Annotated in this window: 18 protein-coding genes and 1 pseudogene; 4 read left to right on the plus strand and 15 right to left on the minus strand. The window is 71.2% G+C overall.

All coding sequences use genetic code 11. The features are described from left to right. The 6 genes from ACH4SI_RS33380 to ACH4SI_RS33405 form a co-directional block, all read right to left on the minus strand. Entirely contained in the window at positions 1-684 is a 684-nt protein-coding gene (locus tag ACH4SI_RS33380; protein WP_398302379.1) for a response regulator, read from the minus strand. Beyond that, the gene (locus ACH4SI_RS33385; protein WP_398302382.1) at positions 681-1961 is read right to left on the minus strand and encodes a sensor histidine kinase; all 1281 of its coding nucleotides are present in this window, start codon (positions 1959-1961) and stop codon (positions 681-683) included. Before ACH4SI_RS33385 ends, ACH4SI_RS33380 begins: the two co-directional genes overlap by 4 nt. 364 nt (positions 1962-2325) lie before the next feature. Then, positions 2326-3126, minus strand: a complete 801-nt coding sequence (locus ACH4SI_RS33390; protein WP_398302384.1) for a nucleotidyltransferase — start codon at positions 3124-3126, stop codon at positions 2326-2328. Positions 3127-3915: 789 nt separating this feature from the next. Further along, complete coding sequence (locus ACH4SI_RS33395; protein ID WP_398302386.1) at positions 3916-4464, minus strand: DinB family protein; 549 nt, start codon at positions 4462-4464, stop codon at positions 3916-3918. Between the two features lie 35 nt (positions 4465-4499). After that, positions 4500-5465 carry a nucleoside hydrolase gene (locus ACH4SI_RS33400; protein WP_398302388.1) on the minus strand — a complete coding sequence of 322 codons (966 nt, stop codon included), beginning with the start codon at positions 5463-5465 and terminating at the stop codon, positions 4500-4502. A 76-nt stretch (positions 5466-5541) separates the two neighbouring features. After that, on the minus strand, positions 5542-6375 hold the full coding sequence (locus ACH4SI_RS33405; protein ID WP_398302390.1) for a class I SAM-dependent methyltransferase: 834 nt from the start codon (positions 6373-6375) through the stop codon (positions 5542-5544). A gap of 596 nt (positions 6376-6971) precedes the next feature. Here ACH4SI_RS33405 and ACH4SI_RS33410 point away from each other — a divergent pair. The 3 genes and pseudogenes from ACH4SI_RS33410 to thrS all read left to right on the plus strand — a co-directional run bounded on the left by ACH4SI_RS33410 (position 6972) and on the right by thrS (position 10202). After that, a complete protein-coding gene (locus tag ACH4SI_RS33410; RefSeq protein WP_398302392.1) occupies positions 6972-7637 on the plus strand; it encodes a hypothetical protein in 666 nt (221 codons plus the stop codon). A gap of 264 nt (positions 7638-7901) precedes the next feature. Then, the gene (locus tag ACH4SI_RS33415) at positions 7902-8711 is read left to right on the plus strand and encodes a class I SAM-dependent methyltransferase (protein WP_398302394.1); all 810 of its coding nucleotides are present in this window, start codon (positions 7902-7904) and stop codon (positions 8709-8711) included. Positions 8712-8989: 278 nt separating this feature from the next. Further along, positions 8990-10202, plus strand: a pseudogene (gene thrS / locus ACH4SI_RS33420) (threonine--tRNA ligase). Positions 10203-10396: 194 nt separating this feature from the next. On the opposite strand, the gene ACH4SI_RS33425 reads toward thrS, so the two are convergent. From ACH4SI_RS33425 to ACH4SI_RS33450, 6 genes are all read right to left on the minus strand, one after another. Further along, positions 10397-10849 carry a hypothetical protein gene (locus ACH4SI_RS33425; protein WP_398302396.1) on the minus strand — a complete coding sequence of 151 codons (453 nt, stop codon included), beginning with the start codon at positions 10847-10849 and terminating at the stop codon, positions 10397-10399. A 62-nt stretch (positions 10850-10911) separates the two neighbouring features. Then, complete coding sequence (locus ACH4SI_RS33430; RefSeq protein WP_398302692.1) at positions 10912-11331, minus strand: SDR family oxidoreductase; 420 nt, start codon at positions 11329-11331, stop codon at positions 10912-10914. After that, positions 11328-11756 carry an SseB family protein gene (locus ACH4SI_RS33435; protein WP_398302398.1) on the minus strand — a complete coding sequence of 143 codons (429 nt, stop codon included), beginning with the start codon at positions 11754-11756 and terminating at the stop codon, positions 11328-11330. The genes ACH4SI_RS33430 and ACH4SI_RS33435 overlap by 4 nt, the downstream gene beginning before the upstream one ends. A gap of 32 nt (positions 11757-11788) precedes the next feature. Beyond that, on the minus strand, positions 11789-12442 hold the full coding sequence (locus ACH4SI_RS33440) for a CatB-related O-acetyltransferase (RefSeq protein ID WP_398302400.1): 654 nt from the start codon (positions 12440-12442) through the stop codon (positions 11789-11791). 1 nt (position 12443) lies between these two features. Further along, a complete protein-coding gene (locus ACH4SI_RS33445; RefSeq protein ID WP_398302402.1) occupies positions 12444-12950 on the minus strand; it encodes a DinB family protein in 507 nt (168 codons plus the stop codon). A gap of 296 nt (positions 12951-13246) precedes the next feature. Then, on the minus strand, positions 13247-14356 hold the full coding sequence (locus tag ACH4SI_RS33450; protein ID WP_398302404.1) for a helix-turn-helix domain-containing protein: 1110 nt from the start codon (positions 14354-14356) through the stop codon (positions 13247-13249). Between the two features lie 23 nt (positions 14357-14379). On the opposite strand from ACH4SI_RS33450, the gene ACH4SI_RS33455 reads away from it, so the two are divergent. Further along, on the plus strand, positions 14380-15339 hold the full coding sequence (locus tag ACH4SI_RS33455) for an alpha/beta hydrolase (RefSeq protein WP_398302406.1): 960 nt from the start codon (positions 14380-14382) through the stop codon (positions 15337-15339). Positions 15340-15394: 55 nt separating this feature from the next. On the opposite strand, the gene ACH4SI_RS33460 is transcribed toward ACH4SI_RS33455, so the two are convergent. From ACH4SI_RS33460 to ACH4SI_RS33470, 3 genes are all read right to left on the minus strand, one after another. Next, the gene (locus ACH4SI_RS33460) at positions 15395-18352 is read right to left on the minus strand and encodes an aminotransferase (protein WP_398302408.1); all 2958 of its coding nucleotides are present in this window, start codon (positions 18350-18352) and stop codon (positions 15395-15397) included. A gap of 77 nt (positions 18353-18429) precedes the next feature. Further along, positions 18430-20001 (minus strand): amidohydrolase, encoded by a 1572-nt coding sequence (locus ACH4SI_RS33465; RefSeq protein ID WP_398302410.1) that lies wholly within the window; start codon positions 19999-20001, stop codon positions 18430-18432. Between the two features lie 27 nt (positions 20002-20028). Continuing rightward, complete coding sequence (locus tag ACH4SI_RS33470; RefSeq protein WP_398302412.1) at positions 20029-21522, minus strand: APC family permease; 1494 nt, start codon at positions 21520-21522, stop codon at positions 20029-20031. Between the last annotated feature and the right edge of the window lie 58 nt (positions 21523-21580).

Genomic DNA, 21580 nt, shown 5'->3' on the forward strand with positions numbered 1-21580 from the left:
TCATCCGGTACCGCCGTCGGGGGCGGCCTGGGCCAGGCCCGTCCGGTAGGCGATGACGACGAGTTGCGCCCGGTCGCGGGCCTCCAGCTTCGTCATGGCGCGCTGCACGTGGGCGCGGACGGTGAAGGGGCTGAGGAACATCCGTTCGGCGATCTCCTGGTTGGACAGGCCGGTCGCGACCAGGGCCACCATCTCGCGTTCGCGCGGGGTGAGCACGGCGAGCTGTTCGGAGTGGTGCTGCGGCGCGTCGTCCGGTGTGGCCAGGAAACGGGCCACCAAGGAGCGGGTCGCGGCGGGGGACAGAAGAGTGTCGCCGGCGGCGATCGTCCGCACGGCGTCCGCCAGGTCCTCGGCCCCGATGCCCTTGCCGATGAAGCCGCCGGCCCCCGCGCGCAGCGCCTGAGCGACGTACTCGTCGGTCTCGTACGTGGTGAGGATCAGGATGCGGCTGGCACGCAGTTCCGGGTCGGCGCAGATCTCCGACGTGGCGGTGAGACCGTCCACCTCGGGCATGCGGATGTCCATGATCACCACGTCCGGGCGCAGCTCCCGGGTGAGTCTCACCGCCTCCCTGCCGTCGGCGGCCTCGCCGACCACGGTGATGTCGTCGGCGGTGTCGAGAAGCAACCGGAAGGCGCCGCGCAGCAGGGCCTGATCGTCGGCGAGCAGCACTCGGAGCGTCACGGCGCATCCCCCGCCTCTCCGTCGCCCGTCCGCCCGTCGGTGGTTGTTGCTCCGTCATCCCTCCGCGTCGCGTCCTTGGCGGGCGGGAGGGGCAGCTCGGTGGAGACGAGGAAGCCGCCCTCCGGGCGCTTGCCCGCGGAGAGGTGTCCCCCGACCGCGGTGGCACGTTCGCGCATCCCGATCAGGCCGTAACCGGGCGGCCGGTCCGGCACCGTGGACGCGCTCGGCACGGTACGGGCACCGTCCCCGTCGTCGGCGACGGTGATGGTGAGGCGATCGCGGTTCCAGGCGAGGCGCACCCGGGCGCTACCGGTGTTGGCGTGCTTGGTCACGTTGGTCAGGGCCTCCTGGACGACGCGGTAGGCGGTGAGGTCCACTCCCGGCGGCAGCGGCCTGGCCGTGCCCTCCTGATGCACCGACACCTCCAGACCCGCGCGGCGGAAGGACTCGAGGAGCGTGGGAAGCCGGGACAGCCCGGGCGCCGGTTCGGCGGGCGCGGCCGCGTCCCCGGACTGACGCAGCAGACCGACCGTGGCCCGCAGTTCGTCGAGCGCGTCGCCGGTGGTCTCGACCAGCTCCTTCAGGCTCTTGCGGGTCTGCTCCGGGCGGGCGTCGAAGAGATGGTCGGCGACCGTGGCCTGCGCGTTGGCCAGGGTGATCTGATGGGCCACGAGGTCGTGCAGTTCTCGGGCGATGCGCACCCGTTCCTCGGCCACTCTCCGGCGCGCCTCGCTCTCCCGGCTCTTCTCGGCCCGCTGGGCCCGCTCCTCCACGGCCGCCAGGTAGGCCCGTCGGTTCCGCACCGAGTGACCGAGGACCCCGGCCACCAGCGGGAACGCCGCCACCGCTCCCACCCTGCTCGCGTCCTGCCATGAGAGAGCCCCGAACAAGGGGGCGGAGGCGACCAGCAGCGCCGCGGAGATGAGCAACACCGCGCTCACCGCGCGCCGTTCGGTGCGCGCGGTGAGCGAGTAGGAGTAGGCCGTGATCACGGCGGGGGCCACGATGAGCGGGCTCAGCAGGAGGCCCAAGGACGGCACCAGCACGCCGCTCGCGGTGGTGGCCGCCATGGCGGCCAGGGGCGCCCGGTGCCGTACCGGCAGCACGGCACAGGACACCACGGCGATGACGTAGGCGGCGGCAGGCGGCGGCGACAGCGTGCCGTCGACCCGCACCATGCCGCCGAGCAGACAGAGCGCGAACGCCGTCGCCGTGATCGCTCCCTCCCGCCACCACCTGCCGCGTGGTCGCGGGCCACCGCCCCCCGTGTTCGTCATGGCCGGCTCAGTGCCTCACCCTCGATATCCACCTTTGGCAGCACACGGTTCAGGATACGGGGCAGCCACCGGCCCCGGGATTCAGTCCTTCCGGCCCCGGGCCAGCTCGGCCAGGTCGAAGGTGTCGCTCGCGGGCGGCGTGAAGGCCATGGCTCCTTCGCCCTCGAACCGGCCGTCCTCGGGGGTCCTGCCGGACATCCGGTAGCTCAGCGGGTCCGGTGCGGTACGCGGATGCCCATATACCCCACCCCTTGCAGAACTTGCGTTCGTTTCTGATCGATGTCGGGATATTAAGGCACGGGCGCGAGGCGGGCCCGGGATTTCTCCGGTGCTGCCCAGCGGCGGTACCGGCAGACAACGCCGTTCAGGGGCGGGGCGTCTTCTCGCCGTGCACGGCTGTGTATTCGGCGGCGAGCCAGGGGCCCAGGTCGTCGACGAGCATGCCGAGGACGGCCGGATCGGCCGAGGGGGCGCGGCCGGTGGTCGCGGCGAGCCGCATCTGCTCGACGCGCTCGGGGTAGTAGCGGCCGAAGAGTTCGGCGGACTCGTTGAGGTCGCAGCCGCCCCAGCGGGGCATGATCAAAGTGAACCCGCTGCGCACGATACGACGGGCGACCGCGCGGCTGAGGGTCCGGCGGTCGGCGTCCGTGACGGCTTCGGCGGCTCGGGCGCGCCAGCGTGGCAGCGCGAGGGCGAGGTCGCCGTTCGTTTCGCGGGCGAGCAGGGTCGTGGGGCGGTAACGGGGCAGCCGTTCGGCGAGGTCGGGGCCGAGCAGCGGGGTACACAGGCAGGCGATGAAGAAACCCGCATCGTGGCGTTCGAGGTCGCTCAGCAGGACGCGCGTGCTGGACAGCAGGATGCCGACGCCTTCGATCTGGGGGAACGCGTGGTCGAGCGCGGCCTCGATCGCCGTGGCGTCGGCGCGGTCGGCCTCGGTGGGCTCGTCGTGGAGGGCGAGTTGGAGGTCGAGATCGGAGACTCCGGGGATGGCGGTGCCTCGCGGGATGCTGCCGTAGAGGTAGGCGCTGTGCGGCCGCGCACCGCCGAATGTCTCGGTGATACGGGTGCGGGCGGCATCGACGACGGCAGTGAATGCCGTCGGCACGCGGTCCAGCGCGCCCTCGCGGGCGATCGTTCCGTCGTGGGCCAGACCTCGTTCGCTCATGAGGTCACTGTGCCGTGTGCCGCCGTGCGCTGCCGAGCGCATTTCCGGGGCGTCGACGAGGGGTGTGGCCCTCACCGACGGGGGATGCGGTGAGGGCCACGTTCAGTGTGGCACGGAACAAGCGGTGAAGCAGCAGTTCCGGACAGCAAATTTTGCATATATCCATCACTGAGTTCACAACCGGCTCAGCCGCCCCAGTGGTGATGCGGTGCCACCTGAGACAAATCAGTGGGCAGTCGCAATGGTGAAGTGGGCAACTCCACGTGCGCCAGGTCAAGGTCCCACTTCGCCGGTGCCTCGCCCGGACGAGGGTGCTGGGGACGGTGACGGTGCGCGGCGGCCGGTCCGGGGTGGCGATTCGGTCGAGGGCCAGGCGTGCCGCCTGCCGGCCGACTTCCTGCGGGTCGCGGACGACGGCCGAGATGCCGAGCCCCCTGGAGACGTCGGTCTCGTCGAGTCCGATGAAGGCGAACTCGTGCCGTCCGGCTGGCCGTTCGATGAGGACCCCCGTGCTGATGCCGAGGTTGAGCGCGAGGAATGCCGTCGGGGTGACGGCAGGTCCAGCAGGCGTACGACCGCGTCGCGGGCCTGCTGAGGGGTCGTGAGATCACCGACCACCAGCCGCGGGTCCTCCCGGACCTCCCGGACCTCCCGGACCCCGGCCTGGGCGAGGGCGCTTCGGTAGCCGCTGAGCCGCTGCGCGGCGCGGAACGAGTCCGGGCGCCAGGTGACGCGGTCTCTCCTCGTGCTCGTGCCGGGAGGGGGCCCGGGTGATCCGGGCCCCCTGCCTCACATCCCGGTGGCGCCGTCGATGCGCTCGCGCAGGAGATCGGCGTGGCCGTTGTGCCGTGCGTACTCGGCGATCAGGTCCACCAGGATCCTGCGCAGTGAGATCGGCTCGCCGGTGCTCTTGCGGATCCCCGTTTCGTCCAGTGACGCGGCAGCGGCCGTGATGTGCCGGGAGTGCTCGCACTCCGCCCGCCACACGGCGAAGGCTTCGTCGACGTCACCGTCCAGGCTGCCGAAGTCCTGGTCGGGGTCGTCGTCGGAGTAGTAGAGCATCGGAACGTTCTCACCGGCGAACTGGATGCGGAACCACCAGCGCTCGACGCCCGCCAGATGCCGCACGATGCCGTGCAGGGACAGGCCGGACGGCGGCACCGCCCGTTCGGACAGCCGTTCCGGGGGCAGGCCGGCGCACTTGAGCTCGAAGGTGGCCCGGTGCCAGTCCAGGACGGCGCTCAGGGTCTCGCGTTCGCCACCGGTGGCGGGCGGGGCCGGGCGGGTGTCGCTGTCCCACCGGGGTGCGTAGTGCTGGGGGGAGGCCGTGCCGGTCATCGATTGCCTTCCTGGTCGGGAACGGGCCGGGCGTATCAGGCGGTGAGAGCGTGGTGGATGCGGTCCATCGCCGTGACGGCGTCCACGGTGGCGGCTATCCGCACCGGGGGCCGTTGGTCGGGAATGCCACCATGGCTGACGGTGAACTTCCGCGCGTCGAGCAGTGTGGCGCCGCGCGTGTGACCCGCCAGCTCGACCATGACCTGGTGCTCCTCGTAGGTGGCCAAGGACTCGTCGACCATGATGGCCGCGGCGAGCGGATCGTGCAGGACACAGCCGACGGTGCCGCGAGTGCTGCTGTAGAGGGCCACGTAGGTGTCGAGTACGGACGATGCGAAACGAGCCGCTGGGGCGTCCGCGTCCGCGATCCGCTTCAACCAGATGTCGTCGGCCCACGCGTGGTCGGTCATGTCCAGCGGCACCAGGGTCAGGTCGAACCCCGCGCGCAGCACCTCTTCCGCCGCCTCCGGATCATGGGCGGAGTTCGCCTCGGCCCAGGCGGTGACATTGCCGGGAACACGGAACGCGCCGCCCATGCACACCACGCGGCGCAGGTAACGGGGAAGGTTCGGCTCGATCCGAAGGGCGAGGGCGATGTTGGTCAGCGGGGCCAGCGCCAGCAGCGTCAGCTCGCCCGGCCGTTGTCTGGCCAGGCGTACGAGTTGTTCCGCTGCCGATTCCTGGCTGGTCCGGCGCAGGGACGCAGGGCCGGCGTTGCCGCCGAGGCCGTCCACGCCGTGGACGAACTCGGATGTCCGCAGAGGCTGTTGAAGGGGGGTGGGATGCCCGGCGGCAACCGGTATGTGGTCGAGGCCGGCGATGTCGAGCACACGTAGCGCGTTGGCCGCCGCCACGGCAGTGGGCACGTTGCCGTGCGCGGCCCCGACGGCGACGATCTCGACGTCCGGCTGGGCAGCCAGAAACAGGATCGCCCAGGCGTCATCCACGCCGGGATCGGTGTCGATGACAACGGACAGACGCGGAGAAGGGGCAGGTGGCATGTGATCTCCTCTTGATGGCGATGGCGCAATGGGACCTGGACCTTGCCGCCCGGCGTGGCGCCACCGCGGCCCCCGCTCAACGGGATGCCAGGAGCCCGTACAGCAACGGGATCCGTGGCTCCGGCAGCTGCCACCAGCCGGACGAGGCCCGCGTCATGTGGGGCCAGCGAGGCCAGGGCAGTTCGGGTGACTCGCGCAGCCGCCGGATGCTCAGGCCCGCTCCGATCAGGGCGTTGACGACATCATCCAGCCCGTGCATCCACTCGTAGCTGTCGGTGGCGCCCTCGACGGCCGGGCCGTCCGTGTAGGTGTGCGTCCCGTCGCGGTGCACAGGGCCGCTGCCGCCCAAGTAGTCGTGCCTGAGCAGGAGTTCGGGGCCCTCTCCGGAGGCGGGTTTCGGGCCCAGTGCGTTGAGGAGCGGATGGAACTCCACGACGTACAGGTGGCCGCCGGGACGCAGCAGCTCGGCGGCGACGCCGGCCCAGCGGTCCAGGTCGGGGAGGTAGCACAAGGCGCCCTTGCCGGTGTAGACGACGTCGAACCGCCGCCCGCCGAGGGCCGCCACGGCGTCGTACACATTGGCCCGCACATACGGCACATCGAAGCCCGCACGCGCCGCGATGCCGGTCGCCGCCGCCACGGACGCCGCGGAGAAGTCGAGACCGGCGGCCCGTGCCCCGCGCTGCGCGAAGGCGATCGTCTCCGTGCCGAGGTGGCATTGCAGGTGCAGTACGTCGCGGCCGGCCAGCTCGCCGAGGTCGTCCCACTCCCACGAGGCGAACCAGCGGGACGGGTCGTGCTCCGCGCCGGCCTCGTCGACCCCGTAGAACCGGCTGGCGAGGTGGACGGGGGTCCGGGCGTCCCAGTTCGCCTGGTTGGCCCGCATCATCCGCTCGTACGCGTCGCTCATGGGGTCACTATCCCAGGCACCCGAGGGCGGCGGGGAAGGGTCAGGAGGGCCGAAATCGGGCTCTCGCGGACCGTGGAGCCGGTCACCGCGGAGCAGAGCGAGCCATTGCCGGGATCGGGCGGTGTGGTTGTCGAAGTGGCGTTCGAGCTGCGGCGCTGCGGGCGGCCACGCCGACCGAGCTGCCGCATCGAGGTGACGGAGCACCAGCTCGGCCAGGATCGCGTCCCTGTTCGGGTGGTACTGGTACAGCGAGCCGATCGAGATCCGGGCCTGCTCGGCGATGCGGTTGCCCGCTGTCGACCGCGGCGTCCCGAAGCCGGACGTCGCGTTCTACGGCTACTGGCGCCACGGTCGCTCCAGTCCCGGCCGACCCAGACGCCCGGCGGACTGCGGCCGGACCAGCCCCGCCTGCGCGGGGACCCCGACACGGGGCATGAGAGGTGGAGCCGCGTTGTGGATACTCGCGTCGCCGCCGAGGAGGGTGTCGGAAGGACCACCCTCATCCGGTGTTCAGGCCCAGCGACGATGAGCCCCGCGATCGGCAGCATTTACCTCATCAGTGGAAGAAGCGACAAAGAAGACAACCGGGGGCGCTCATGAACGAGACCTTTGCCAGGCGCGTTACCGGCATCGCGGGCATCTCCGCCGCGGCCGCTCTCATCATCGAAGTGCCCCTGTACTTCATCTACTCGGGTCCGCCGCCGGACTCGAACGTCCTGGCCAGGCTGCTGATCGGGATCGTCGCGCTCGCGTTCCTGGTCGTGTTCGTGACGGCCTTCCGTGAGCTGGTCAAGCGCGTGAGCCCCGCATATGAGTGGGCCGGCTCGATGGCCTTCGCCACGGGTCTGGTCTACGCGACCATCACCCTGGTCTCCAGCGGCCTGGAAGCCGGCGCGGTCATCGCCGTCGACCACCCGATCGATCCGACCATCGCCGTCAACGGCACGTACATCCTCTACGGTTCGATCTCCCGCCTCATGCTGGGGTTCTTCCTGACCTCGGTGGGCTACGTCATCTCCCGCACGAACCTGCTCCCGCGGTGGACCGGCCGGTCGGCGTACGTCCTGGCCGGGGTCAACCTGGCCTTCGTGCCGTCGCTGTTCTTCGGCAACACCCCCGCGAACTTCTACGCGGCGAACGGCTGGGGCACCACCGCCCTGATGGGTGCGGTCCTCAGCTACTGGCTGCTGGCCTTCGGTATCGCCACGTACCGCAGCGCCGGGCGGCTCGCCCCGACCGGATCACCGGCGCTGCGGAACTGACGTCACGTGGAAAGCCGTTGCTCAGGGTGCGCCGAGGTTGCCGCAACTCTGTGCGGTGCTGCCCTCCGATAAACGCCCAGACGTGGTGAGGTTGGCTGCCTGCGGGTAGCAGATCAGCTTGGCGGCGAGGCTGAGAGAGGCTGCGAAGTGGCTCAGCAGCCACGAGATGCTGCCCTCGGCCTCATAACGGTAGCGGTGACGGGCTGACCGGGCACGTTACCCGCATTGCGGACACGGGCATCCCTGGCCCGCCACAATGCAGTCATGACGGCTCACCGGATAGCTCCCGAGGTCATGACCTTCTACGCGTCCACCATCGACGAGTCGACGCGGTTGTCGTCCACGGCGGACGGCAGGCTGGAGATGCTGAGGACACAAGAACTTCTGCGCCGCCATCTTCCGCCTGCCCCGGCCCGGATCCTTGATGTCGGCGGCGGTCCGGGCACGCACGCTCGGTGGCTGATCGAGGATGGCTACGAGGTGCACCTCGTGGACCCCGTTTCCCGGCACGTCGACCAGGCGCAGCGCGTTGACGGGTGCGTCGCTGAACTGGGTGATGCCAGGGGGCTCACGGCGGAGAAGGAGTCCTACGACGTTGTCCTTCTGCTGGGCCCCCTTTACCACCTGTTGGAGCGCGCCGACCGGGATCAGGCGCTTGCGGAGGCATACCGAGTGCTGCGTCCGGGCGGGCTCGTCGCGGCCGCGGGGATCAACCGCTACGCCAGTCTTTTTGAGCACACGGCATTCGCCCACCTGCACCGCGAACGGATGCAGGAGAGCATCGGGAACATCCTCCGGACTCAGATGCACGACGGGAAGAAGGCTTTCACCGCTGCCTACTTCCATAGCGGCGCGCAACTGCTCGAAGAGGTGACCGCGGCGGGGTTCGACGCTCAGGTCTTCGGCATCGAGGGCCCGACGTGGGCGATGTTGAAGGCGACGGAGCAGTACACGGGTGACTCCCTGATCGATACGCCGTTGTTCCAATCGGCTTTGGCTGCGGCTCGGATGGCCGAGCCGTATCCGGAACTGCTGGCTGCGAGTTCGCACCTCTTGGCGGTGGGGCGTCGCTAGTCCTGGGCCTGCCGATTGGGCTGCGGGGACCACGTGTCGCAAGCACCGACCGCCCCGTCCGCACCAGATCACCTCCGTGGTCCCTGCACCGTGGAAAAAGGGGCGGCGGGGGTGGGGTGGGGTTGGTACGGTCATCGGCATGAAGCGCGCTGGTATGACGACGACGCCGGAGAGAGTCCCGGCGCGCTGACTGATGTCTGGTCCGAAGCCCCGGGGCGAGTGCCCCGGGGTTTCTGCTTGCGGTGGTGCTCGCCTCGCCGTCCGTGAGGGAGAACGTCATGCATGACCATCGCAAGCTGGGCCGTGAGTTGGGTCTGTTCGGGACCGATCCGTTGATCGGGGCGGGGTTGCCGTATTGGTTGCCGGATGGCGCGGCCGTGCGGCATGCGCTGGAGGAGTACATCCGGGGGGAGGAGCGGCGGGCGGGGTATCGGCATGTGTATTCGCCGGTGCTCGGCAAGCGGGAGTTGTACGAGGTGTCGGGGCACTGGGCGCATTACAGGGACGACATGTTTCCGCCGATGGAGGTGCGTGGTGAGCAGGTCGTGCTGCGGCCGAGTCTGTGTCCGCATCATGCGGTGATCTTCCGGTCGCGCTCGCACAGCTACCGTGAACTGCCGTTGAGGATGGCGGAGTTGGGTGGGATGTACCGGGCCGAGCTGTCCGGGGGTTCTGGGTGGGCTGGCTCGGGTGCGGGCGATTCAGCTCAACGATGCGCACATCTTCTGTGCCCTGGATCAGGTCGCCGGGGAGGTGGAGGGCGCGTTGGGGATGATTCGGCGGGCGTATGAGGCGCTGGGGATCCGGGCGGTGCGGTATCGGCTTTCGTTGCCGGGGGCGGGTGGGAAGTTTGTCGCGGGTGGTGGGGTGTGGGAGCGGGCGGTTGCGGTGCTGGGGGAGGTTCTTGGGCGGGCCGGGGTGCCGTACGAGGAGGGGGTGGGCGAGGCCGCGTTTTACGGGCCCAAGATCGATGTGCAGGTTGCCGATGGGGCCGGGCGGGAGTTCACCTTGTCCACCGTGCAGGTGGATTTTCATCAGCCTGAGCGGTTCGACCTGCACTATGTCGGCGCCGACGGTGCGAAGCACCGGCCGGTGATGGTTCATCGCAGCATCATCGGCAGTGTCGAGCGGGCCGTCGCTCAGCTCCTGGAGGTGCATGGTGGCGCGTTTCCGGGGTGGCTTGCGCCCGTGCAGGTGGTGGTTCTGCCGGTGTCCGATGGGGAGGTGCGGCATGCCGACGCGTTTGTCGAAAGGTGCGTCGAGCGAGGGCTGCGGGCCCGGGTCGACGGGCCGGAGTGCGGTTCGCTGGGGGCTCGCGTCCGGGCCGCTCGGCTCGTGCCGTACCAGGTGGTGATCGGAGCGAAGGAGGCCGCCGAGGGTGCGGTGGCGCTGCGGTTGCGGGGTGGGCGGCAGGTGGGGGTGATGGCTGCCGAGGAGGTGGTGGGACGTGTGGGAGCGGTTGTCGGTGCTCATCGGGTCGAGCTCTGGTAGCCGGCGGTGCTCAGCGGCAGGCGCTGGGGTGGGTGGTGCTCATCGACGCCATCGTGCCGCACGCACGCCGGGGCGGTCGCCACGGTGGGGGTGCATGTGTGGGAGGCCGCCGTTGTCGTCCTCACCGGTTTGTGTTGTTGCTGACCGAGGACCGGGCAGGGGCGGAACGAGGGGCGGTGCGGCGCTGCCCCTCCCTAGCCGTCCGGGAGCAGGCGCTGGGCGGGGGAGCCGGGGCGGAGGGTCAGGCGGTGGATGCCGTCCGGGGAGTCCGGGGCGGCGATCAGGACGTCGGGGACGTCGTGTTCGAGGAAGCGCAGATAACCGATGGCACCGACGGACGTTGTCCGGGCGGCCAGCCAGATGAGGAGGGTTCGCAGGGCTTCGAACTCGTCCGGGTGCACCTCCTGCCGTACGGTCAGGCCCCAGCCAACCGGTCCGGGCAGCAGTTCGCCGACCAGGGTTCCGCCGATGCGGTGGGCCGGGCCCCTGGAGGAGAGGAGGGGGTGCTCCGCCAGGGGATCGGATGCCTCGGAGCCCTGGCCCTCGTCCTCGACCTCGCCCAGGTGTTGGCGGATCAGGGCGAGGTCGGAGGCGGGCAGGGAGCCGGGGAGGTCGAGGGTCAGCTGCAGTTCGAAGAGATCGCTCACCCGGGAAGGCTATGTCCCGCGCCGCCCGGGTGGTGCCCCGCCGTGCATGCGGGGCGAAGGTGTCAGCCCTGCTGGACCGGGACCACCACCAGTTCGGCGATGTTCACATGTGGCGGTGCCGCCACCGCGTGGGCGATCGCTTCCGCTAGGTCCTCGGCGGCGAGGGGGTGGAGGGCGGTGCGCATCCCGGACAGGGTTGCGGACATCTGCGTATCGCGCATGTCCGTGCCCAGTTCGGTGAGGGTGACGCCGGGTTCTACGTTCTTCACGCGGACGTTGCGCGGGCCCAGTTCGGCGCGCAGGTTGCGGGTCAGATGGGCTACGGCGGCCTTGGTGGCCGAGTAGACGGACCAGTTGGGGTAGAGGGCGTGTCCGGCCACGGAGCCGACGTGGACGAGGTCCGCCGGGTGGCCGTCGGCGGCGGTGGCGATGAGGTCGTCGGTGAAGGTGCGGGCGGTGGAGCCGGGTTGCCGCCTCCTTATCGAGGGGTTTCCGGGCCGGTGTTCGTTTCGGTTTCGGCGGCTTCGGTTTCGGTGAGGTCCACCGCCACCTCGTCCGGCACGATGCCCTTCACCGGCGGGAACATCATCGAGCCGTCCTCGTCGGCCACATCGAGCGCGACGCCCGCCGGACCGTCCAGCGCGGGGACCATCACATCCAGCAGCCGGGCCCCCAGCACGGTCGCGAACTCCCACTCCTCGCGCGCCGCGCCGCGGACCTCGGCGAAGCGCGCGAGGGCGAGTTCGTCCGTGAAGGCGTAGATCCAGTGGATTCCGCCGTACGTCGCCGTCATGAAGTCGTCGTCGACCAGCGGCACCAGTACGGCGGTGCGCCGGAACTCGCCCACCATGGCGGCGGGGTCGCCCGACCCGTCCCGTACGGCAGCTATATGCTCCACCAGCTTCATGCGGGCCCCCGTATTCCCTTTCCGAACGCCGGTTACGTTAACGCAGGGGGCGCCGCGGCCTCCAGGGCGTCGAGGGAGCCGGACATCACCGTGCGGAGGTGTGCGGTGAGGTGTGGGAGCGGCCAGTCCCACCAGGCGAGGGCCAACAGCCGGGCGATGTCGGCGTCGTTGTAGCGGCGGCGGATCAGCCGGGCCGGGTTGCCGCCGACGATGCCGTAGTCCGGTACGTCGTCCACCACGACGGAGCCCGAGGCGACGATCGCGCCGTGGCCGATGCGGACGCCGGGCATCACGGTCGCCCGGTAGCCGAACCAGACGTCGTGCCCGACCACGGTGTCGCCCCGGCCGGGCAGGCCGGTGATCAGGTCGAAGTGGTCGGCCCAGGATCCGCCCATGATGGGGAACGGGAAGGTCGAGGCGCCGTCCATGCGGTGGTTGGCGCCGTTCATGAGGAACCGCACGCCTTCGCCCAGCGCGCAGAACTTCCCGATGACCAGCCGCTCCGGGCCGTAGTGGTACAGCACGTTGCGGGTCTCGAAGGCGGTCGGGTCGTCGGGGTCGTCGTAGTACGAGAACTCGCCGACCTCGATCAGGGGTGAGGTGACCAGTGGCTTGAGGAGGACGACGCGTGGCTGGTCCGGCATGGGGTGGACGACGGTCGGGTCGGCCGGCTTCTGTTCGGTCATGTCAGGCTCCCACCGTTCCGTCGATGCCCTCGCGCAGGAAGTCGGCGTGGCCGTTGTGGCGTCCGTACTCCAGCAGTACGTGGGTCATGATCAGCCGCAGCGTCACGTCCTTGCCCCAGCGCTCGCTGTGCGCGACGACGTCCAGCGACTCCGCCTCCCGCTCGATCCGGCGCGCGTGCTCCACCTCGTGCTGCCAGGCGTCGAACGCCTCGGCGCGGGTGGCCGTCGTCGCGTCGTACGCCACCTGGTAGTCGCGCTCGTCGGACCAGACGAGCGGGAGGTCCTCGCCGCCCACGACGATGCGGAACCAGGTGCGCTCCACCTCGGCCATGTGGCGGACGAGGCCGAGCAGCGAGAGGGACGAGGGCGGCATCGACTGTCGCCGCAACTCCTCGTCGGAGAGGCCGTCGCACTTCATGGCGAGCGTGGCGCGGTGGAAGTCGAGGAAGCCGCGCAATGTCTCGCGTTCTCCCGCGAGGAGGGGTGGGACGGGTCTTTCGGTGGGCATGGCCGTGCGTCCTCCCGGGGGTGGTGTGTCGTCCGGGACAACGATCAGTGTTGGGCGGGTCCGTGACAACCGATTTCGGGGGCCGGGGCGGGATCTTTCCCCTACCCCGCCCCTCCCCGGAACCGGGGCCGCGCCCCGGGCCCCGCACCGCGGTGTGCGGGAACGGGGTGGGTGGCGGCTGCTCGGGTCAGCGGCGGCGCCCCGCTCCGGCGCGACGTGACCGACCAGGGCTCCCCGTCGGCCGCGCGTGCCGCGATGGAGGCGTCGCGTGAGGAAGCCGCGGTCCCTGTGGACGGTCAGCGGAGATCGGCGTTGTCCCGCAGCCGTTTCAGCATGAGCGCGAGGTGCAGCCGAAACCGGCCGGCCGGGGAGCCGACCTCGAAGCCGAGGACGGCTTCGGCTCGGGTCAGCCGCGCCGGCATGGTGCTGTGGTGGCGGTGCAGCAGGGCCGAGGCTTTGCGGGCCGAACCGGTCGTGCACAGCGCGTCGAGCGCGGAGAGGGTGTCTTCGCCGTGGGGCTCCGTGGCGAGCCGGTCGAGCGCGCGGACGTCGGCCAGTGAGTGGAGCGCCGCCGGTTCGAGCGTGCCGTCGAGCGCGGCGAGGCTGCCGAGCTGCTCCCACCACACCACCGGTTGCGTTGGGGAGGTGAACCGCAGGGCGGTCCGGGCGGCCGTCCATGAGCGGGCGGCGTCGTGGGCCGGCAGCTCCGGGCCGACGCCCACCCGGGCGCCGTCGGGGAGCGCGGCGGGCACCGGGTCCGCGGTCAGCACCGCCCACACGCCGCCCAGCTGGGCAGACCACCCGGCGAGCCCGCCGACGTCGGTGCCGGCCAGCACCCGCAGCCGCGCCGCCGGGGCGAGGCCGAGCAGGTGCAGCGCCCGCGAGCGCTCGGCCGCGCCGGCGCCTTCGGACAGCACCAGCTCGACCAGCGCCGGGTCGCCGAGCTTGGGCCGCGGCACGCCGGGGTGGTCAAGGAGGATCGCGGTGGCGATGGCGAACCGTTCCAGCAGTATGTCGTCGAGCGGGACCGGCGGGCCGCCGCGCGCCACCCACACCTCGGTGCCGCCGTCGAGCGCGCGGACGGCGGCCCGGGCCGGCGCTGTCGCTGGCGTCGTGTCAGCCCCGTCGCCGTCCGCGCGCAGCGACAGGCCCTGACCGGGCGCGTGCACGCCGACCGGGCAGCCGGCGAGGTCGGCCGTGCTGCGCACCAGGACGTCCACGCTCACCCGCCCGGTGATCAGGCGGTCGAAGAACCCGATCACCCGCACGGCGTTCTCGGCGTCGGCGTCGAGCCCGGAAAGACGCAGCAGCAGCCCCTTCATGCCGTCACGCCACGACAGGTTCTCGCCGCCGGACGGCGAGGTCCGCGCCCGCAACGCCCGCCAAGTGGCGGTGGCCCGGGACACCTGCCGCGGCCCAGGATCGGGTCATGACCTACGCGATCGATCCCGAGCTGCTGCCCTGGCTGGACATGCTCCCGGCGTTCTCCCTGACCGACCAGGGCTCCCTGCTGGCCGCGCGCGCCGCGATGGAGGCGTCGCGCCACGACCTTCCCGTCTACGAACCGGTCCACCCCGTCGAGGTGCGGGACACGATGGCGCCCGGTCTGTCCGGTGCGCCGGACGTCCCGGTGCGCCTCTACTCGCCGGCGAACCGCACCGAGGCGGTGCCCGGCCTGCTCTACCTCCACGGCGGCGGGTTCGTCCTGCGCGAGTTCGACATGTTCCATGCGGCGCTGCTCCGGCTGGTCGACGAGCTGGGTGTGGTGATCGTGTCGGTGGACTACCGGCTGGCGCCCGAGCACCCGTTCCCGGCGCCGGTCGAGGACTGCTACGCGGCCCTGCAGTGGGTCGGGGCCGAGGCGCAGGAGCTGGGTGTCGACCCGGCGCGGGTGGGCGTGGGCGGTGAGAGCGCGGGCGGTGGCCTGGCAGCCGCGGTGGCGTTGCTGGCCCGTGACCGCGGCGGCCCGTCGCTCTGCTTCCAGTACCTCGGCATCCCGGAGCTGGACGACCGCCTCGACACGCCGTCGATGCGCGCCTACACCGACACGCCGTGGTGGAACCGGCCGAACGCGGTGTTCAGCTGGACCAGCTACCTCGGCACGGAACCGGGCGGCGAAGACGTTTCCCCGTACGCGGCCCCGGCCCGCGCCGAGGACCTGACGGGCCTGCCCCCGGCGTACGTGACGACCTGCCAGTTCGACCCGTTGCGGGACGAGGGGATCGAGTACGCCCGTCGGCTCGCGCATGCCGGGGTGGCGACCGAGCTGCGCCATTACCCGGGCACCTTCCACGGCTCGGGCATGGTGGAGACGGCAAAGATCTCCCGCCGGATGCTTGCCGACGAGATCGACGCGCTCCGCCGCGGCCTCGGTGTGCGGGGCGGCTGAGCCCGATCCCGCCGGCGAGCCCGGTACCGGGCCGCCACCGCCACCCCGGCGACGGTCAGCGGGCGTGACCGAGTTGGGCCAGGGCTCGGTCCAGTGTGTCGATGAAGAAGTCGGCCGCGGCCCTGTCGATGCATAGAGGGGGCTTGATCTTGAGGATGTTGAGGTGGTCCCCGGTGGGCTGGACGATGACGCCGAGGTCGAGCATGCGGTCGCAGAGTTCGGCGGTCTCTTCCGTCGCGGGCTTCAGACTGTCGCGGTCCCGGACGAGTTCGAGGCCGAGGTAGAGGCCCGAGCCGTGGACGGCGCCGATGATGTCGTAGCGGTCGGCGAGGGCCCCCAGCCGACGCCCCAGATGGCCGCCGACGCGTACCGCGTTCTCCTGGAGGCCCTCGTCGCGCAGGGTGTCCAGGACGGTGAGGCCCACGACGGAGGAGACCGGGCTGCCACCGGTGGAGGAGAAGAAGCCACCGTTGTCGCGGTAGCGGTCGGCGACGGCCTGGGAGGTGATGACGGCGCCGAGAGGGTGTCCGTTGCCGGTGGCCTTGGCGACACAGACGATGTCGGGCACCACCTGCTGCTGCTCGAAGCCCCAGAACCAGTGCCCGAGGCGGCCGTAGCCCACCTGTACCTCGTCGGCGATCACCAGACCGCCGTGCCGGCGGACGGCGGCGTACACCTCGGAGAGATAGCCGTCGGGCAGGGCGACTCCGCCCGCGTTGCCGTAGAACGTCTCGCTGATGAACGCTCCGGCAGGGCGGCCGGACGCGGCCAGCTCGTCGATCGCCGTGACGGCCTCCGGCGCGTACTGCGCGGCAGCGGCCCCGCGGTGGCGGCCCCGGAAGGAGTTGGGGGAGTCCACGGTGTGCACCCACTCCGGGCGGGAGGCGAGCCCGTTCGGATAGTCCACGAGCGACGTGGTGACCGCGTCGGAAGCGTAGGTCCAGCCGTGGTACGCCTCTCGGACGGCGACGACATCGTCCAGGCCGCTGGCTCCTCGGGCGAGTTGGAGGCCCAGATCCACCGCCTCGGAACCGGAGTTGACCAGGAACACCGTGTCCAGGGGGTCGGGCAGGAGGGCGGCGAGGCGTTCGGTGAACTCCACGACCGCGGCGTAGTGGAAGCGTGAGTTGGTGTTGAGCCGTCGCAGCTGCCGGGCGACCACCTCCTCGACACGCGGGTGAGCGTGGCCGAGCGGGGTGACGTTGTTGACCATGTCGAGGTAGGCGCGGCCGTCGGTGGACAGCATGAAGTGGCGCCAACCGCGTTCCATGCGGGGCGGGTTGGCGTAGTAGTGCTTCTGGGCCGTCGCGAAAGCGGCGTCACGCCGCTCCAGCAGACCGTCGGGTGCGGTAGGCCCGGTGGCGGGGAGGCCGAGCAGCGGGGCGGGGTCGGCGGTGAGCGCGAGCCATCCTTCGGCGTACTCGGGGCGGACCAGCGACGGGACGGCGGGGCTGTCGGTGTCGCGCAGCGTCAGGCGGAGCGAGGTCCGGGAGGGGAGCTGGGCGAGTACGTCGCCGGGCTGCACCTGAGAGCCGGTGAGGACCGACGCGCTCGACGCGGCGGGCAGGGACACGGTCAGCAGCCGTGGCCCGTACGTGATCTCCACGAGGCCCGGTTCCGAGGCGAGCACCGTGCCCGCGGCGGGTGCCTGCAGCAGGGTGTCCCGACCGAGCCACAGGTCGATGCCGGTGGGTACCGTCGCGGTGGAGTCGAACGAGAGCGGAGTCGCGCGGGTGAGCCGTGCCTGGGCGTACCGGGTGGCGACCGCGGTCGACCCGGCGTCGAGTGCCGAGGCCGCGAGCCGGTCCTCGGTACGGGTTTCGAGCCAGGCACCGTGGTCCATGGCGTCCGCGTCCGTGGACAGGTCGAGGACCGTGATCCGGTCGGCGTCGACGTCCCGCAGGAGAGGACGCACGGGTGCGTCCGCCGGGGCGCCCGCGTCGGTCAGACCGGTCGCCTCCTTGACGAGGTGGATCATGACCGGGACAGGAAGCCGGGTGGCCGCCTCGAACATGCGCCACTCGCCGTCGAGATTCGCCTGGGCGTAGACGTTGTCCGGGTCGACGGCGACCTGATGCCTGCCGCTGACCATCAGGACGCAGGCACGTAGGACCACCAGCGGCCACAGTGCCTCGGCCTCCGGCTGTGAGAGGGGCCGCACGGCGTGGAAGGCGCGTACCGCGGGGAGGAGGTGGTGCGGCTCCATCCCGTCGTGGTGGAGCATCGAGGTCAGCGTGCTGGCGAGTTCGCCGACGGCCCAACTCGTCGTCAGGTCACCGAAGTCGATGACCCCGTCCGGTATCGGTGTGCGGCTCTCGGGCGACCGGATCAGATTGTCGTCCGTGAGGTCGAAGTGCCCCGCTTGCGAGGGCAGTTCGGGGGCGAGCTTCTGGACCCGCGCCCAGGCATCCGAGCTCGCGGAGCGTACGGCGTTGCGCGGTTCGGCATCGTCGATGTGATCGGCGAGTCTGGCGACGACCCGGTTCGCGTGCTGAAGGTCCCACTGGAGCACGCGCTCAAGACCTGGGTGGGCGAAGTCGCGCAGGGCCGCGCCGGCCTGCCCGGCGATCGCCCCCATGCCCGCGACCGTGTCCGGGGACAGGTGCTGGCTTCCCGTGAGCGCTCCACCGGGCAGATACCGCAGCAGGCGTGCGATGACCGGCCCGCTCTCGGTGGCCACCGTCGCTCGGCGCGGAGTGCCGTCAGGGTGGCGCAGCACGGTGGCGACGCGCAGATCGGGGCAGGCCGAGGCGACCAGGTCGGCGGCGGCGTCCTGGGCGTCGATCTCCACGGAGCTGAAGGAGGGGTTGGCGATCTTCAAGATCGCCGTGCCCGCCCCGTTCCGCTCCCGCAGCAGGAAGTTGACGTCCTGGTTGCTGCCCAGCGCTTGCGCACGGCCGTCGAAGCCCAGCTCCTGGGCGGCGATGCGCTCCGCCTCGGTCGGCGACACCCGTGGCGCGGGAAGGGCGTCTTCGGAGAAGAAGTCGACGGTGCGTTCCTGGTGGTGCGGCATGCGGGGTACCTCGGTCGGCGTGGTGGGAACGGGGACGGGGGGCTCGGCCCTTGACGTACGTGGTGCTCGCGCAGCCGTCACGGGCCCCGGTGGGTGATGTGCCCACCGGTGACTGTGAGCCGGACCGGAGCGTCGGCGACCTCGTCGGCGGGTGCCGTGACCGGATCGACGGCGAGAGCGGTGAGGTCGGCCCGTAGTCCGACCGCGATCCGGCCCGACACGTCCGACTCTCCTGCGGCACGGGCGGCGTGGCTGGTGCAGCCCTCCAGTGCCTGCAGGCCGGTGAGTCCGGGGCGCGCGGCGGCCGCTCCGCGCGGAGTGCGTGCCGTGGCCAGTACGGACCGGGGGTCGTGGTGGGCGATCGGCCAGTCCGAGCCCAGCGCGACGACGGCGCCGGCGTCCCGCAGGTCACGCGTCCGCCAGGCCCGCGTGGCACGGGTGTCGCCGAGCCGCTTGGACCACTCGTCGGCGTGGTCGGCCCGCGTGTAGGCGGTGTGCGGCGGCTGCATCGAGGCGGCGACGCCGAGCCGGGCGAAGCGTGGCAGGCTGTCGTCGGGTACGGACTCGATGTGCTCGATGCGGTGGGTGAGGCCGGCGTCCGGCTCCAGCGTGGCCACGGTGTCCAGGACGTGGCGCACCGCCGCGTCGCCGATCGCGTGGGTCGCGGTGGGCACGCCGGCCCGGTGCAGGAAGCGGACGGCGTCGCTGTAGGCGTCGGGGTCGGGCCAGAAGGCCTCGGTGCCCTGGCCGTGGCAGTCGGGGTGCTCCAGCCAAGCGGTGCCTCCTTCGACGGTGCCGTCCATGAAGAACTTCACCCCGCCGATCCGCCAGTGCCGTCCGCCGCGCGCCTGGAGCGCGACGAGTTCGGCCAGGGAGTCCTTGTCCGCGCCGGGCATGCACCAGGGCGAGAAGCGCAGCCGCACCGGCAGGACGGTCTCGCGGGCCACCGCGTCGAGGAGTTCGGGGTCGCCTATGTCCATGACATGGGCGCCGGTCAGGCCGCCGGCTGCCATCGCCGACAGCAACTCCACCAGCCGCGCGCGCCGCTCCGGGTAGGGCACGCGCGGCATGACGGATTCGACGAGGGTCATCGCGGCGTGTTCGACCAGGTGCCCCGTGAGCCGTCCCGCGGAGTCGGTCGCGATGCGGGCGCGCTGCGCGAAGGTACGCGGACCCGTGACGCCGGCCGCCTTCAGCGCCGCACCGGAGACCAGGGCGGAGTGGGCGTCGTACATGCGCAGGAAGACCGGGACGCCCGCCACGGCGTCCTCGATCAACGCCCGGTCGGGTGCGCCGCCTTGGAAGACGTTGTAGTCCAGTCCGTAGCCGATGATCCAGCCGTCGATACGCTCCGCGGAGACGAGTGCAGCACGCAGTCCGGCTGTGTCGCGGACCTGCGACAGGTCGAGCCCTGTCGTCATGTCCAGACCCCACACGGCATGGCTGTGACCGTCCACGAGTCCGGGCACGAGGGATGCCCCGCCCAGGTCGACGACCTCGGTGCCGCTGCCCCGCCAGTCGCGTACGACGTCTTCTTCGCCGACGGCGACGATCGTGCCGTCCTGGACGGCGACCGTGGTCGCCTGCGGACGGGCGGGATCGAGGGTGCGCACGGCGCTGCCGGTGATGACGAGGTCGGCAGTGGGCATGGGCGGCTCCTTCGGCAGGTGCGGTGCTCAGACGCGCTGGGCGTCGTCGTTGTCGGACGTGGTGTCGGACTCGGCCGGCGGCTCGGCCGCGAACCCCTCGTAGACGGTGGGCCGCCGCGTGCGCAGCCGGCGAGCGAGGACGAGTCCGGCGAGGAAGGTGGCGGGGATGATGCCCACGAGGAGGGTGTTGACCGTGGCGGAAGCTCCGGTGAACAGGTCGATATGGGTGACCACCAGGACGAGGGCGGCGCTCAGCAGGACCGCCGCGATGACGGGGGCCACCACGGTGCGTACGACACCCTCCTGGTGGCGGATCCGCCGGAAGAACATCGGGACGGCGAGCGCGGCCAGCAGCTGCAGCGTCAACAGGCCGATCATTCCTGGGGTGTTGGCCCAGATCAGCAGGTGCGTGTACGGGTCGGCGCCGGCTGCGGCGAAGGCCAGGACCACGACGGCACCCAGGATGGTCTGGGCGATTCCGACGACATAGGGGGAGTGGTGGCGCGGATGGACCCGGGTGAAGACCCGGGGGAGGATTCCTTCCTCGGCGAGGGCGAGACCGTAACGGTTGATGGCGTTGTGGAAGGAGAGCAGGGAGGCCAGGATGCTGGTGACGATCAGGATGTGCATGAGGTCGGCGGCCCAGGCGCCCACGTACGTCGTCATGGCGGTGAAGAAGAGTCCGGTGGGGTCGGCGCCCGCGGCCGCCACGACCCGCTGGTCGCCGAAGGCCTGGATCACGGTCCAGACGATGAACGCGTAGAACAGCCCGAGAAAGCCGACGGCGATGTAGGTGGCACGGGGGATGGTGCGGGCGGGGTCGCGGGCCTCGCGCCGGTACAGGACGGTCGACTCGAACCCGGTGAACGCGGCAAACGCGAGGGCGAGGACCGCGGCCGTGCCCGGCACCAGCACGTTGCCCGGCGCGAAGGAGTGCAGGGACAGCCCTTCCGCGCCGCCTTGGAACAGCACACCGGCGGCGAGCAGCACGAGAACGGCGGTCTCGGCGGCGAGCAGCACACCGAGGACCTTCGCCCCGAAGTCGATGGACCGGTAGCCGCCGTAGCCGATGAGCAGCAGTCCGGCGAGCGACACGGGCAGCCACGGGATGTCGATGCCGAAGAGGGCGTGCACGGTGTCCTGGGTGCCACTGCCGAGGAACCCGTAGGCGCCGATCTCCATGCCGTTGTAGCCGACCAGGGCGAGCAGGGCGGCTCCGATGCCGGCGCTGCGCCCCAGCCCGCGGGTGACGTACGCGTAGAAGGAGCCGCCGTTGCGGATGTGGCGGCTCATGGCGGTGAAGCCGACGGAGAAGACGGCGAGGGTGATGCCGGTCAGCAGATAGCCGACCGGGGCGCCGATCCCGCCGAACAGGATCGCGAGCGGGGCGACGGCGGCCATGACGGTGAGCGGGGCGGCGGCGGATACGACGAAGAAAGAGATGTCTGCGGTGCCCAGGGTGCCCGGACGCAGGGTCGCGTTGCCCTCGGCGGTACTGGGCCCTGAGGTGGTGACGGACATGGGAAAGCCCTTCTGACCCGGAGTGGAAGAGGGGGGACGGGCATGCGGGGTGTGCGGC

This window comes from Streptomyces sp. NPDC021212, assembly GCF_044332925.1.
Lineage (GTDB): Bacteria > Actinomycetota > Actinomycetes > Streptomycetales > Streptomycetaceae > Streptomyces.

Bases quoted from the DNA above. Each gene is read 5' to 3' on its own strand.
- ACH4SI_RS33385 (WP_398302382.1), bottom strand. From the start codon at position 1,961: ATGACGAACACGGGGGGCGGTGGCCCGCGACCACGCGGCAGGTGGTGG.
- ACH4SI_RS33390 (WP_398302384.1), bottom strand. From the start codon at position 3,126: ATGAGCGAACGAGGTCTGGCCCACGACGGAACGATCGCCCGCGAGGGC.
- ACH4SI_RS33395 (WP_398302386.1), bottom strand. From the start codon at position 4,464: ATGACCGGCACGGCCTCCCCCCAGCACTACGCACCCCGGTGGGACAGC.
- ACH4SI_RS33400 (WP_398302388.1), bottom strand. From the start codon at position 5,465: ATGCCACCTGCCCCTTCTCCGCGTCTGTCCGTTGTCATCGACACCGAT.
- ACH4SI_RS33405 (WP_398302390.1), bottom strand. From the start codon at position 6,375: ATGAGCGACGCGTACGAGCGGATGATGCGGGCCAACCAGGCGAACTGG.
- ACH4SI_RS33410 (WP_398302392.1), top strand. From the start codon at position 6,972: ATGAACGAGACCTTTGCCAGGCGCGTTACCGGCATCGCGGGCATCTCC.
- ACH4SI_RS33415 (WP_398302394.1), top strand. From the start codon at position 7,902: ATGACGGCTCACCGGATAGCTCCCGAGGTCATGACCTTCTACGCGTCC.
- ACH4SI_RS33435 (WP_398302398.1), bottom strand. From the start codon at position 11,756: ATGAAGCTGGTGGAGCATATAGCTGCCGTACGGGACGGGTCGGGCGAC.
- ACH4SI_RS33440 (WP_398302400.1), bottom strand. From the start codon at position 12,442: ATGACCGAACAGAAGCCGGCCGACCCGACCGTCGTCCACCCCATGCCG.
- ACH4SI_RS33445 (WP_398302402.1), bottom strand. From the start codon at position 12,950: ATGCCCACCGAAAGACCCGTCCCACCCCTCCTCGCGGGAGAACGCGAG.
- ACH4SI_RS33455 (WP_398302406.1), top strand. From the start codon at position 14,380: ATGACCTACGCGATCGATCCCGAGCTGCTGCCCTGGCTGGACATGCTC.
- ACH4SI_RS33460 (WP_398302408.1), bottom strand. From the start codon at position 18,352: ATGCCGCACCACCAGGAACGCACCGTCGACTTCTTCTCCGAAGACGCC.
- ACH4SI_RS33465 (WP_398302410.1), bottom strand. From the start codon at position 20,001: ATGCCCACTGCCGACCTCGTCATCACCGGCAGCGCCGTGCGCACCCTC.
- ACH4SI_RS33470 (WP_398302412.1), bottom strand. From the start codon at position 21,522: ATGTCCGTCACCACCTCAGGGCCCAGTACCGCCGAGGGCAACGCGACC.